This is a genomic window from Paenibacillus sp. LjRoot56, assembly GCF_964253335.1.
Lineage (GTDB): Bacteria > Bacillota > Bacilli > Paenibacillales > NBRC-103111 > Paenibacillus_E > Paenibacillus_E allorhizoplanae.
Genome location: NZ_CAXURV020000001.1, coordinates 1,164,288 through 1,177,461, shown reverse-complemented (window position 1 = coordinate 1,177,461; position 13,174 = coordinate 1,164,288). Strand labels below are relative to the sequence as shown.

Annotated in this window: 11 protein-coding genes; all 11 read right to left on the bottom strand. The window is 46.3% G+C overall.

Annotated elements, in window-relative coordinates:
- Positions 1 to 26: 26 nt before the first annotated feature.
- The 11 genes from ACSQ8O_RS05350 to ACSQ8O_RS05300 all read right to left on the bottom strand — a co-directional run bounded on the left by ACSQ8O_RS05350 (position 27) and on the right by ACSQ8O_RS05300 (position 12,984).
- Entirely contained in the window at positions 27 to 752 is a 726-nt protein-coding gene (locus ACSQ8O_RS05350) for a phage baseplate assembly protein V (protein ID WP_057309158.1), read from the bottom strand.
- Positions 752 to 1,840: a phage late control D family protein gene (locus ACSQ8O_RS05345; RefSeq protein WP_436240733.1), complete on the bottom strand. Its 1,089-nt coding sequence runs from the start codon at positions 1,838 to 1,840 to the stop codon at positions 752 to 754. Before ACSQ8O_RS05345 ends, ACSQ8O_RS05350 begins: the two co-directional genes overlap by 1 nt.
- A 4-nt stretch (positions 1,841 to 1,844) precedes the next feature.
- A complete protein-coding gene (locus ACSQ8O_RS05340; protein WP_236289891.1) occupies positions 1,845 to 2,471 on the bottom strand; it encodes a CIS tube protein in 627 nt (208 codons plus the stop codon).
- A gap of 36 nt (positions 2,472 to 2,507) precedes the next feature.
- The gene (locus ACSQ8O_RS05335) at positions 2,508 to 8,090 is read right to left on the bottom strand and encodes a hypothetical protein (protein WP_436240732.1); all 5,583 of its coding nucleotides are present in this window, start codon (positions 8,088 to 8,090) and stop codon (positions 2,508 to 2,510) included.
- 22 nt (positions 8,091 to 8,112) lie between these two features.
- Entirely contained in the window at positions 8,113 to 8,562 is a 450-nt protein-coding gene (locus ACSQ8O_RS05330) for a phage tail protein (RefSeq protein ID WP_056612237.1), read from the bottom strand.
- Between the two features lie 17 nt (positions 8,563 to 8,579).
- Positions 8,580 to 8,753: a DUF6760 family protein gene (locus ACSQ8O_RS05325; RefSeq protein ID WP_312886413.1), complete on the bottom strand. Its 174-nt coding sequence runs from the start codon at positions 8,751 to 8,753 to the stop codon at positions 8,580 to 8,582.
- A gap of 20 nt (positions 8,754 to 8,773) precedes the next feature.
- Positions 8,774 to 9,145 (bottom strand): hypothetical protein, encoded by a 372-nt coding sequence (locus ACSQ8O_RS05320; RefSeq protein WP_056612233.1) that lies wholly within the window; start codon positions 9,143 to 9,145, stop codon positions 8,774 to 8,776.
- A gap of 107 nt (positions 9,146 to 9,252) precedes the next feature.
- The gene (locus tag ACSQ8O_RS05315) at positions 9,253 to 9,687 is read right to left on the bottom strand and encodes a phage tail protein (RefSeq protein ID WP_056612231.1); all 435 of its coding nucleotides are present in this window, start codon (positions 9,685 to 9,687) and stop codon (positions 9,253 to 9,255) included.
- Positions 9,688 to 9,728: 41 nt separating this feature from the next.
- Positions 9,729 to 11,462: a phage tail sheath family protein gene (locus tag ACSQ8O_RS05310; protein WP_436240731.1), complete on the bottom strand. Its 1,734-nt coding sequence runs from the start codon at positions 11,460 to 11,462 to the stop codon at positions 9,729 to 9,731.
- A gap of 126 nt (positions 11,463 to 11,588) precedes the next feature.
- Positions 11,589 to 12,392 (bottom strand): beta-sandwich domain-containing protein, encoded by an 804-nt coding sequence (locus ACSQ8O_RS05305; RefSeq protein WP_436240730.1) that lies wholly within the window; start codon positions 12,390 to 12,392, stop codon positions 11,589 to 11,591.
- 13 nt (positions 12,393 to 12,405) lie between these two features.
- Entirely contained in the window at positions 12,406 to 12,984 is a 579-nt protein-coding gene (locus tag ACSQ8O_RS05300; protein WP_436240729.1) for a DUF4255 domain-containing protein, read from the bottom strand.
- Positions 12,985 to 13,174 lie beyond the last annotated feature (190 nt).

The following is a 13,174-nucleotide window of genomic DNA, read 5'->3' as shown; positions in this document are numbered from 1 at the left end:
CGCCCTCTCGCTAATTGATTTTGACGCTAGTTAATTTTCACCATACTACCTTTGATGTTAATGATCCCATCTGACTTCAGATCCAGCGTTGCCCCTGCCTTCAGCGCCATGGTAGCAGATGCTTCTATGTTAATTTGCGTAGATTTAATTTTGATTTCCTTCGTGCTTTCAATGCCGACCTCGCCTTTGGCGTTCAAGGTAATCTTCGATGTTTGGCTGACGACCGAAATTTCATTTGCCGACCCGCCTTTGATCAAAATCTTATTGTTCCCACTGGAGTCAGCAATCGAAATACTCTGATCTTTGTCCTTCAGTTCAATAATCTGGCCTTTTTTCGTCTTCACTGTGATACTCTCGTCACCGCTCTTATCATTGAAAGACAGTTCATGACCTGATTTTGTTTTGATCATACGCAAATCGTTCTTCTCAGCTGGTGTTGGAGGCATATTTTTCGGATTCCATAGCATACCAATCACGAACGGCATCCGCAGCTCGCCTAAATGAAAGGCAACCAATACCTCATCCCCAACTTCCGGTATAAAAAGACTGCCCATTTCCTTACCGCCCATTAACGTCGCGATACGAACCCAGTCTGTCTCCGTTTCGGTTTCTTGCATCGGCAGCTTGAGCTTCACACGACCCATTTTATCAGGATCGGTATTATTCGTAACCACGGCCACCATGACGCCGCCAATCTTCTGACTGGCAAAATCGGATATACCACCAATTGTTATATCGGGAGTTTTGAACATTAGACTGCATTCCCTCCCAGTTGGAACCGAGTTGTATAACCTTCATCGTCGAAAATGTGCGTTGCTCCCGTAATATAATACGGTTGGTCGAACGTCTTGCCAACGCCACTGAGCTTGATATAGCGCCCGGCGCGAATCTCTGGAATCCCAATACATTCCCCGCTGCCGCTAACCAGCTTCATGGCTCGGCGATTTAATATCGCATCTGCGTAGCTTTTTGCTTCCTCCACAGAGCTTACATTCGTATACATATGCTCGATGAAATCACCTTTTGAGCCTAAAATATCCTTGCCCGTCTTGCTGTTACCACCGAGCTTCGTCACGCTGGCTGATTTGCCTTCGATGACTTTTAACTCTTTATTATCCCAAGCTCGTACGGTTACACCCGTAATTTGCTCAGCCAAATTGTGATCTATCATTAAGCTGCGGAGCGTCTTTCCCATTTCTAACGTCATCACGGCTGTCATCGCCGTTAATGGCTTACGGAAATACAAATTTTTCCCCACAACGAAGAAATCATAGTTAACTAAATTCGCTAAATTTTGAATGAAGTGATAGTCATTGATCTGACTCTGTGAAAGTGCCGGAAATACCGTTGTCGTGGCATCCACATTGGTTTTGAAGCCATATGTTTTGGCGATTTCTTCAACGACTTCACTGTATTTCTTCTTATTCCAAGAGCGAGACTTCGTCCCTTTCATCATGAGATAAGAAATATCCATCCCACGCACAACGAGACCAGGGGCGCCGTCTTCTGGAAAATCCACAACGACAGATGTGATTTGTCCCGTAAAAACAGGCGTAAATTTGTCTACATAACCTAAACCGATATCAATGGCTTTACCTAATGTGAAGGTAGATAGCCATTGAAATTCATTCTTCGTAATATCGTACGCATTTGCTACTCGAAAAGAAAAAGAGTCCGCCGTGCCATCAATCGTTGTCTCCACACGTAGATTATCCAGTGCGATATCATCCGACAATTTCGTGCCATCCACTTTAATATCGTAATAAGGGGCGTAAAAATCACCATATTTTTTGGCCAGGTCGTCAAAGGTAAAAGAACTCGTTTCCAAATCTAAGGCCATCGGCTTAATCCAACCGCGGAACTGAAATGCGGCGTCCCGTGGCTACTTTCATTGGATTATCGATCCCATTCGCCTTAGCGATTTCTCGCCACATCGTAGGATCCTCGTACTCATTGGCAGCTATCGTCCATAGTTGATCACCTTGATTAAGCATCTTCAATTTCGTTCGATCTGCCGAATGACGCGGAATTTGCTTGAGTTGATCTTTCTTGCTCAGTGTGGATTTAAACGTCACTTTCAGCTTAGCGCGAACAGGAACCCCTGTATCCAGGAACATTGTAAAGTGCTGATTTACACCGACGACGACTCCCTTGAAATCCAGTGAACCCCATACAAATCTGCATAGCGGCGGTGCATGGATCTCCTTCTCCACATCGAGGAGACCTGAAATCTTCGTCGTCAACTGACGAACGTCCGTCCCTTTCTCGTAGGTGTCGAAAAAGAAATCCATGGTGAGTGTCGTCGTACCCCCGCTCACGAACTGAGCAATTGGCATGGACAGACCCGGCACTGTTTTCCAGTCGTAGTTATTACTCGTGTCAATCGTATACTCACCTGGGTTAAACATGACTTGTACATTTTCTGTTTTACTGCCTTTGTGTACAATAATCATTGCTTTCTTAAGCGCCATAGGAATCCGTCCTTTCTGCCATAGTCATGTAAAAACTTATATACCTCGGCGTTGCCGTTCGAATTTCATTTTTTTCTCGATTTCGCGGTATACTTTGTCCGCGATTTTGGAGATATCCAGCTGTGGAAGCTGTTTAATCAGCTCTTTCAGCTGTTCTTCACTTAGCTCTGGCGGCGTCTGATCGACCGGCGCTGTTGGTGTTGGTTCTGAGTCTGCGCTCGTTTTGGTTCGCAGCCAGTCCATGTCGAGCGGAGCGTTCGCCAGTTGACTCGTTGGGGCTTGTTTATGCTCCAGCATGCTGAGCGGTGAAGCAAGGTGATCTTGACTTGCTGATTGCATCGGCATGTTTACCATTGGCGTGCCCTGGTGGCTCGCGCCGATGGACGGCTGCTGCGTGCGGGACTGCATTGGCACGCTCATCGCTGACGTGCCTTGGTGAATGTCGGCGTTGCCTTGCATGCCGCCGACGGGTCTGGCAAGCCGCTGCACCTGCGTGGGCAGCGGCTTGGTTAATGCAGCAGTAGCCCAGCCTTGGCTGCTGCTGTTCGTGATGCTGGCGCCGCTTCGCGCGCCAGCTGTTGCTGCTACGGCTCCGCCAGAGGCAGCCGCCTGTATGAGACTGCCCGTCCCGCGGGCGGGCAGTCGGTGTTCCGCTGCGGCAGGCGAAGCCGCAGCCATTCCCGCAGGAGCAGCGCGAAGCGCTCCTGCGCTGCTCGCCAGCAGCGGCATGACACGCGGTGTCATGCTCGTGCTCTGGCGAGCTCTTGGCGCGCGTGCAGCGCGCGCGACCGAGACCGTCTCTGCGGCACGCGAAGCGGCCGCAGGCTCTAGCCCTTGTGCGCGCTCTTCCACCTGCGCGCTCACCATGGCCCTGATGGTTTGCTCCGCCGAATCCACTTGCAAGCGTTCCGCTTCCAAGCGACTCTCCGAACCATGTGCTTCCCGCATAGGCGCGCGCTCACTGCCATCGACGACTACGCGTCTCTGAAGATGTTCGGCTTGCGCCCCAGTCCAGTTCACTGCTCCACGCTTTGGTGATGCTTCACCATCAGCACCCTGCAATATTCCTTGCCTGATATCCTGAGCAGATGCTTTATTGATTAATTGCCTAATTCTCGTCTCACTTGCATGTTGAATTAGATTGCCAGTACCCATACCTGCTTTACCTTGTATCCGGTTCGAACTTTCCATCATATTCTGACTAAGCATCTGACCGTTTGTGAGATTAACAGATCGATTAGTCGGAGATGAACCTGTCGTTCTTCCAGATTCGCTTTGCACGGAACGTGTTGGCGCTGAAACAACTGTTCTGTCCACCCGTCCTGCAGTCTCACGTTGTCTTGCATGCTGCCTAATTTCGTTCTCAGATGATCTTGGCACGCTACGTACTAATTCACCAGATGCACTACGTGATTGCACGTTATCTGCTTGATTAGCTCTTCTTACCTGAATACCATTCATACTTGCTAGTGAGCGCTGAACGAGCTTTCCTACTACTGTATTGCTTATACTTCTAGCTTGCAGAAGATGGTCAATTCCATTGTTCGGTTTCAATTGCCTGCTATTTTCAGCAAAAGACGGCCGTTGTACAAGTTCCCCACGCACAACCTCTCTTGCCGGATGGTTGGGTTGTATGTCCACCTCTCCATCAATTCGGCTCAATTGGATCTGTGTAGCAGTATCGGAATTCTGTTGTTCGATAAGTACATCTATCATTCTGCTAGTTGAATTTTGTTTCTCATTGATCGAGGAAGCCAGTGCTCCTACTTCCTCTGTTACAGAGTCACTTATTGGTTCAACACTTTCAACACTATTGGACTGTCTCTCGTCCTTCCGATCGATATCAGCTAACCTTTGCACGTTTCCTTGCTCCGCAATGCTAGTCATTCCCAATGACTGCGCATCATCTGATCCGCTTGCTCGTCTTGTTACCGTACCATTCTCGACTCGCCCGGCTCGAAGTGTAAGCTGACCTCTCACCCCTGGACCAGTTGAGCGTGAAATCGTAGCATCACCCTCGCTGCTTGTTGAAGATGATTGATTGCGAGAGCTAAGGGTTGGTTTTCGAGATATAAATTGTCCTAAGTCGATTTTACGCTGAATACTAGCTTGCTGCTCTTTCACCTGATTAACACGAGAAGGGCTTCCAGCTCGCCTAACTATATCAAGAGGATTATAACTAGCTGGCTGAACGATCCCAACAACCGTTGTTTCATTCGTTGGTTTGCCAGTAACCTGTTCACTGACACTTGATTTGATTTCAGTTGCTCTCACAGCGCTGTGAGGCCTATTCTCCCTCGACGTTACTGTTGAAAACAGACTGCCACCGTCTTGCACCAAACTAGCTGGTTGGCGTAAGCTCCGTTGAAGCGACTGCGGGCCGTTCATGGCAGCTTTACTTGAATTCACAAAGTTCATGCTGCTTTGTGCTACCTTTGCTGCGATTTCTGCGGCTAAGGTTTGTCTGATTGTCATCCCTTGTGGACCCGATCCTGCATGGCCCTCTCGTAAACCAGACTGTTGTAGATCTGCCATCCTGTTGTTGCTTTCTCCGGCTTGGCGTAGAGTAGTGCGCAATAGACGAACAACTTCTCTATTTTCTGTGCTTCTCTGATGTATTGGTGTAGAAAGCAACGATCCTATGGATCGAACACTGTCTTCTGCGATTTTAGCTGCAAACTCAGTGGTTAACTTCCCAGTGGGACGCTTCTCACTCACCACAAACCTATTGCTTTGAATCTGGTCTTCTTGCTTTATTTGTTGTTGTCTTGTCTGAACTTCTTGCTGTCCTAGTGTAGTAGCAGAACGAAGGGATTCATCCCCCTTCCAGCTGGGTTCCATAGGAATTGCTCTTTGCGGTTTACTTTCTGATAAGTCCGACTTTCGTTGGATAGGTAGGCTTTGATTGTCTACGCTTTGATTCTCCTGCTGACGGTGCACCCGATTACTTCCACGCAGTTCCTCTCCGTTGGAAGTTCGACTAGTTTTCCTAGAAACTATGGAGGATTCTCTTAAGCGCTGATCTCTAAGCTTACTTGTTGATCTAGCCAACAGATCTATACCTAAATCAGGCTTTATTGCGTTTATTGATAAGTGGGTAGAAGTCCTGTTCGTTAAGACTTGCATACCATCATTGTTTACACTATTTGTACTCCTAATGAAAGAATCATTATTAGAAGAGGGCTGTCTTTGTATGGTAACGAGCTGCTGCAACCAGCTCTCGTTGCTTTGAATTTTTTGAGTATTTGGACGTCTATTTTCCATGCGCGCAGGCTTCCTGTACACCTGGCTCGGATAAGCAGTCACAACCTCAACGTGTTTGGATGCTACTCTTTCCTGCCCTGGCATTCCCACAGTCTCAGAATCGGATGTCGTCTTCTCCATGGATAGCATATCCGTAGAAGTAGTCAAGCTCTCTGAGGATCCAACAATTGTTTCTTTACTTGTCTGTTGGAGGCTGCTATTTTTGCGTGGTCGTCCTCTTTTTCGCTTAACAGGCTGCTCAATCGGTTGCAAAACCACGGATTCTGCAATGTCCACATCCTGCTGTTGTTGAAGGCGTGGCTCTCCTTGCCCTAGACTCACTTGAGGTTCACGTTGTAAGTCAGTTACATGGTTGTTTTTCGTTACTTGTAGTTCCGGCAATTCTTGCGGATTCTCTCTAACTTGTCGCTGATGGAAATCTTGACTTTCACGCTCATGCACCAGATTAGTAGACTGCTCGTTCTCTTGTGAAATCTGCAACTGAGCTTGCGTAAACTGTTGATGAGCTTCCTGCTGCACTTGTGGTTCTACTCTTTGTCTCCGTTGTAACGCTTCTTGTCGCTCTTGCAACTCTTCTCGTTGTGCCCGTTGTTGAGCTCTTTGCTGCTCTTGTAATTCTTCTCGTTGTGCCCGTTGTTGCACTTCTTGCTGCTCTTGTAGCTCTTCTCGTTGTACTCGTAGTTGAGCTTCCTGCTGCTCTTGTTGAATACGCAGTTGTTCGATCACAGGTGACTGACTTGATACCGCTTCCTGTAGCCTTATTTCATCACGTTCTTGTTGTAATCTCTGGACTACTTCTGTTAATGTTCCTTGCTCTTGCAACACTTGTGAAGATGGCTGTAGCTTAGCGGCTTCCTGTGGATCACCTGTCTTACGCCAAATCTTCGTCGTGCTCGTATCCTTTTCCCTATTTCTAGAACGACTAGGACTAGATGAACCTGCAGAAGCATGCATAGATCTAGGTAAACGTGATGTTAAGCTTGCAGCATTAATCGCCATTGGTTGTAGACTGGAAGAAAGAAACCCTTTCGCAATGGAAGATTCGCTTTTTCTTGTGCGTGTAGAGCCTTCCGCCTGATCTTGTTCAGCGGGTTGTAGTTTGCTCGCTTGAAGATCCTGCCCTTCAGCATGTTTGCTTAGTAAACTACGAATAAAGCGAACTGTACTTGGCGACGACTCTTCCGAAAAAGGACCTTCTCCCAGCTTTAACGACTTTCTATTTCCGATGGTTTGAGAATCTGTAGAGCTCGATCTTGGCACCTCAGAATCACTCATGTTGTTCGAACCTTGCTGTGTCAACCCGCGGTGACTCATTGGTGTTTGCGTTACCTCTTGTAAGATCAGCTTAGCTACATTGAGAAAAGAAGGATTCGACTTCAGCATATTTTGCCCAGATAAACGGGCACCAGAAGCTTCATCGTCATTTCGTCCCAAACTCAACTTCCCAGATTGGAACTGCTCAAGCCAAACGGAAGTACTTCGAATGGCTTCCACATGCTGAGCGACGTTAGAATGATTCGCCCTAACGGTTTTTCCATAATGCTCACTTGAACGGACTAGATCACTGTCCTTGTTGTCACGCAAAGCTTGTTTATATAATAAATTCACTGTTTTCTGACTAATATTTGTTCTGTGACCTGTATGTTGAACGCCATTCACCATAGGGCTCGGTTGATTCATCTTGCTGCTTGTAGAATGAGCTAACATACCTATCGAAGCAACGAGCTGCCTCATCGAACGCTGCATAATCGGTGAGTTTCGTTTATTAACGACGTTAATTGTTTCTTGTTTAGACTGTGCACGATTACGTTTAGCGGCATTTGCAATTTCTTGCTCAGCTAGGATTTGGCTTGCTAATTCCTTCTCCTTCTTGCTTTTACGTCCTCTCTTCTTCTTGACAGGTACATCAACGGCTGCCTGCGTTGGTTCAGAGGGCACACTTTTTTCCTCGTTATGACTTCCATCTATAAGGACTTGCTTCGGTAACCGATATCCACTTTGTGTCAATAGCTTCTGAATATGCTGAATCGTTTGCTGCCTCGTAATGAAAGGTGCTGATTCTGGATGTTTCAAGCTTTGCAGTTGTAGCTGTAATTGCAGAATCCAAGCCCGATCACTCGGGTTCTTGATAGATGCTAATTCTTTATCTGTCAGTAATCCCTTGCCCTTAAAAATCAGGGCAAACATGCCTAAATAATTATTCCGATCGAATCCATACTTCCCCATAATACCAGTGGCAAATTGCTTCGCCTGACGAGAAGTCTGACCGACAGTTGTCGTGCGTTTACCTTCAGCAAAACGTAATGAACCCTTCTTCTTAATCCCACGGGGTTTATGCGATTGTCGAGAGTTCATGAACAATCCCCCTAAAAGTTACTTATTTCTTAAAAATCGTCTTCAACCCCGCATGCACCAGTTCGATCGACTCGATCGCCACATTGGCACTGCCTGCATTGAGATCGGGTCCGTTCCATTTCACAGGAAATGCGCTTGTGAATTCCCAACGGCACATTTCTTTACCCTCAACGTTGTACAAAAGAATGGAGCCATTCTTGCGACTAATTTTGCCTTGTGCAGCATTATTGTACCAATCCCACAACTCGCTGGCGTTACTGATACCTCTTTTGAGCACAATGTTCGGGTACTTCGTATGTTGAACCATATAGTGTGGATGGGTGTTCAAGCCACCTTCCCAATACGGTTTTACTTCGATCTCTGATTTCATGCCTGTCACCTCGGAGAAACCTCCGACGATTAGTCCATCAAGCTCAACGAGAAAACGAAAGTTGCCGCCTACATTATGCAATTTGGATGAATTCTTTGCCATTGCTTGTTACTCACCTCTTACCGAAACACATCAAACGGATTGTCTGGCTGTTTTTTACCTTCTTCGTTCAAATTACGGTTGATGCGGGAAATTTCCTCGCACCACGTACGGCGTTCACGGTGTTCCATGGACATAATTTCATCATGTGACCAATGAAAATAATAAGCAATGAAGCCTACTTCTTCATATATTTTGTCAATGGGGTAGCCCGTTACGCCATCTCGTCCAAAAAAGACACATCCACATCGAACTCATGCTCACATTTTGGACAGCTTGTATGAATCCTCGGAGCGTCCATTTCATTAATCTGACGATAAAAGTTTTGCAAAAATGCTAAATCTGCTGTGAAGAACTTCTCAACGACACGCGTATCAATCGCACGCAAGTCCCCTAGATTTGTAATAACACGTGTAAGCAAAATGATCGTTAAATAACCTGGGTTTTGCTGAACACGTTGGTCACGCATCGGTAAAATTTCATCCGCAGCTGTCGCTAAGCGCATTACACCTTTTTTGTGAAGCGTACCATTGTCATCTACATACCCTCTTGGAAGTTCAAATTCATATTCTGTTTTGAAAGCCATGGTGTCATTACCTCCTTCGTGGTTAAAAACAATAAATTCTTCTATGTTAACAAAAAGAAGAGTCAGGAACCGGAGGTATTCGCTCCGGCACCTACTCTAGCTAAACATTACTTCGTACGTGTCATACCTTCATGTGCAAGCTCTAAGCTCTCGATAGCAACTTCGTTCCCAGTCCCCTTGAAGCTAGGTGCTGAGTACTTGGATGGCCATGCTTCGATAACCTGCCAAGTAGCTACATCTCCGCCTTCTTCGTTGATCGCGATAATCGTGACCGTTTTGCGGGAGATTTTACCTTGAATGGACTCTGACATCCAGTTGTACATATCCATGGAGTCTGTAACTCCCCATTTCAATGAGATGTTACCGTATTTAGCAAGACCCGGAAGCTTCCGAGGCGTGATGGTTTCGTTTCCTTCTCTGTATTCAATTACCGATAAGGAAGCATCAAATCCAGAAATTTCGCTGAATCCAGCTTGTTGAATACCTTCTACTTCAATTCTAAATCTAAAATTGCGGTATGGATCCCTACGTTCGCCAGCCATAATATACCCCTTTCCTAATATGCGTAATATCTAACGTTAGACTATTCTTCTCTTGTTTTCTGAGTAATACGGAAGATCACGAACTCGGCAGGTTTCACCGGAGCAACCCCGATTACGCAGATCAATCGACCATTATCGATGTCATCCTGTGTCATTGTGCTGCGACCAATATTAATGTAGAACGCTTCAGAAGGACTTCCGCCCATTAAAGCACCATCTCTCCACACCCGCGTCAAGAACGCATCAATCGTCCGCTGTACACGTGCCCAAAGCTGTTCGTCATTCGGTTCGAAGACAACCCAGTTCGTGCCGTTCTTGATGGACTCTTCGATAAAGATGAACAAACGTCTTACGTTCACATATTTCCATAAACCGTTCGACGATGTTGTACGAGCACCCCATACACGAATACCTTGTCCAGCAAAATGACGGATCAAGTTAACGCCTTGTGGGTTTAGAATATCTTGCTCGCCTTTGTTATATTGGCAATCGAGGCCAACTGCACCGCGAACAACTTCATTCGCTGGCGCTTTTTGAACACCACGGGATTGGTCGGAACGGGAGTAGATACCGATGACGGAACCAGATGGCGGTATGTAAATGTTGCGTTTATCTAATGGATCGAATACTTGCAACCATGGGTTGTACATCGCTGCATAAGAGCTGTCAAAGATGTTGCGGTGTGTCATAACATCCGCTACCTTTGTTTTCTCGCGTGGAATATCGAGAACCGCAAAGCGGCTGCCCAAGTTTTCACAGTGCGCTACAAGGGATAATTGAACCGTCGGCTCAGTTACACCTGGAATCGCAATGATGGATACGACATCGTTATCGATGAAGGACTGAATCCCTGTACGTTTGCCAGGCCCACGATCAACACCCATGTAAATATCAGGCGTTACATTCGCGATGGAACCGTTGCTGCCGCCAGACAAAGCGATTTGGAATTTGCCAGCTGTTTCGTTCTCACCGGAAAGCACCTCGAAAGGAGCGATTGCGCCAAGATCTTGACCTTCTGTCAAATCCTTCACCGTAATAATATTTGAACGGGAAACGATTTTCTCAATGTGATTCGCTGCTGTGATGTTCAAGGATACCTTCTCATACGTCTCAGCTTCGTCACCGTAGAATACATGAAGTGTAAATTCACTTGTTGTCAGAACTTTGGCAGGTAGCAATCCGCTATCTACAACATCGCCATCAAGTGCTTCAGACAACGAGATAATGTTATCTTGGGAAGCGACAACTTTGCTGTATTGCTTCACGCCTGCTGCTTCAAAAGCAACAACGTCGCCAACGTTAAAGCCAGCGTTGTTTTTCACGCGATATTGTGTTTCGCCTAGCACTTCATAGATTTGCGTCTTAGCTTTGCTAGCTGGCACAACCACGATACGAACTTGGTTCCCCCATGTTCCAGGGTTCTTGGAAGCAATCTCAAGAATTGCCGATTCTTTATTCGAAGCCGCTTTGTTCGTTGCTACTTTCGCGTCAGTTGGCGCTACACGCATGACGAAACAGCGATTACCTCCGTTTAAGTAGAAATGCTCTACGGCATAAGAAAGGAAACGATATTCGCCGAATTCATTCTCGGACAAGTAGCTCCCGAATAAACGGTGGAAATCAGCTACGCTCGTAACCAGTTGAGGGACACCTTCAATTTCCCCTCTTTGCGCAAGCCCTATAAACCCGGCCGTACTTGTGCTTGCACCCTCAAGCGGTTGTGCTCCGCTGTCAAACTCTTCCACATAGACTCCAGGTGATAAATAGTCAGCCATTGTTCCCCAGTTCAGTCAGATGGCACTGCTTACTCAATAAATATGGCCAAAGACATGAAACCAGTTCTCTCCTTTCTGCTTGTCATTTTGTATAGAAGATGGACGTGTCCATTCTACTAATTAGGGTTACGCGAGTTGTATCGTGCCAAGGTTAGTGGTGGTTCCTTCTGCTACTGCGAGATCCTTGATCTTATGCTCGCTATCCGTCCCATACGTGATAACCAACTCGGTATGAAACGTCGGGATCCGATTACCTCGAAAAGCAATCACAACCTCTCCCCGTTCCGTGCTACGAGTTTCTTGAACGGGAAGCAGCATAGCGCCACGCACAAACGATTTCGTCAATGGATTAGCGAGTCGAAACCGTTTCTGGTGCTCCAGCACTTCGGAAATGCGGATGACCTCTTCATCAGGTTGGGAACCTCTACCTCGCAGCAGGTACACATCACCTACTACAATGCCTCCTGTAAATGAACCTAATGTCATTTCACTAGCACCTTTGTCGGTTTGATCAACCATTACACGCGCGCGTGCGCAGTCCTCCGTCAGCACGGTCGACTGTAAGTGAGCATCGCGAATTGGAGAGCCAGCTGCGTTCTGAAGCATGAAGCGAATCAGTCCTGCCCCTTGAGAAAAAGGATACGAAGGTAACGGTTTCATTTGAACAACTTCGATAAAATTATGTGCGTTAACTGTGATGTTGGTTTGTTCTTGAAAATAATACTCGCTATGTACCGATAGACGGTATTCGCCGGGGGATAAATCGTTGAATATATAGGAACCATTCGATTTACGAATTGCTTTCGAACGGGTGCCTTCCAGGTGAACTGTGGTCGTGTTGCCAAGAGGAGCTTGAGAGGTGAGTGCGTCAATCACACACACAACCAGGGAAACGCGGGATCTCAATTGTGATATTCGAATCTGATCCACGGGTGGAATCCTCCTAACCTTGAATACGAAAATCGGTTTCCGAAACCCTTTTTGTTGTTCTGATGCGCGTTGAGTCAATATGTACAGGCCCCACCGTATAAGCAACTGAGAGTCTGTAAGGGGTGTCTGAGAAATTCCACATATTCATGAGGCTCTCACCTTTGAAAGGATCCATGATAATACGGACTTCTTCATCTTGCTCAGCTAATGTGCCCACTGTCATCGAACCTCGAAGGATGGAATGATCGTAGAATACTTGCATCGCTCTGCCCAGAATTCGATGCTCATCCAATGCTCTCGAGGAAAGCTCAGCTGGCGATTGTACCGTAACTAAGTAACTTAAATCGACAACCATAGGAGGAAACTGAATCTCGTTCGTCCCTCTAGCAATCATATGGGTTTGGCGATTATTGCCGCTCTCACGAACATTATATAGATAGAGTGAAAGATAGAAATCCCCTTTATCTACAGGCGATGCGAGACCAATCATTTCTGGTTGTGGAATAGGATCTGGGGTCATGTTTTCTCTAAGTAGCTTGACTAAAGATGCACTTACATCAGCGATGACAGAATAATTGCCTATGAGTGTCACTTCCTGCCTCTAAATACCTATAAATCTTGTAAAAAAGATGCTTAATATGTCACATTGTGTATCTTTTTCTATTATAAATGTAAACCGTCAGGTTGACTATAGGATTCTCGTATTTATTTATGTTTTTCATCCCGGAAAATGGCGATATTTGGCTGAAAATCGGTGTATAGAACCGACAAAGGACAATCTC

Bases quoted from the DNA above. Each gene is read 5' to 3' on its own strand.
- ACSQ8O_RS05340 (WP_236289891.1), bottom strand. From the start codon at position 2,471: ATGGCGCTTAAGAAAGCAATGATTATTGTACACAAAGGCAGTAAAACA.
- ACSQ8O_RS05335 (WP_436240732.1), bottom strand. From the start codon at position 8,090: ATGAACTCTCGACAATCGCATAAACCCCGTGGGATTAAGAAGAAGGGT.
- ACSQ8O_RS05310 (WP_436240731.1), bottom strand. From the start codon at position 11,462: ATGGCTGACTATTTATCACCTGGAGTCTATGTGGAAGAGTTTGACAGC.
- ACSQ8O_RS05315 (WP_056612231.1), bottom strand. From the start codon at position 9,687: ATGGCTGGCGAACGTAGGGATCCATACCGCAATTTTAGATTTAGAATT.
- ACSQ8O_RS05330 (WP_056612237.1), bottom strand. From the start codon at position 8,562: ATGGCAAAGAATTCATCCAAATTGCATAATGTAGGCGGCAACTTTCGT.
- ACSQ8O_RS05345 (WP_436240733.1), bottom strand. From the start codon at position 1,840: ATGGCCTTAGATTTGGAAACGAGTTCTTTTACCTTTGACGACCTGGCC.
- ACSQ8O_RS05320 (WP_056612233.1), bottom strand. From the start codon at position 9,145: ATGGCTTTCAAAACAGAATATGAATTTGAACTTCCAAGAGGGTATGTA.
- ACSQ8O_RS05350 (WP_057309158.1), bottom strand. From the start codon at position 752: ATGTTCAAAACTCCCGATATAACAATTGGTGGTATATCCGATTTTGCC.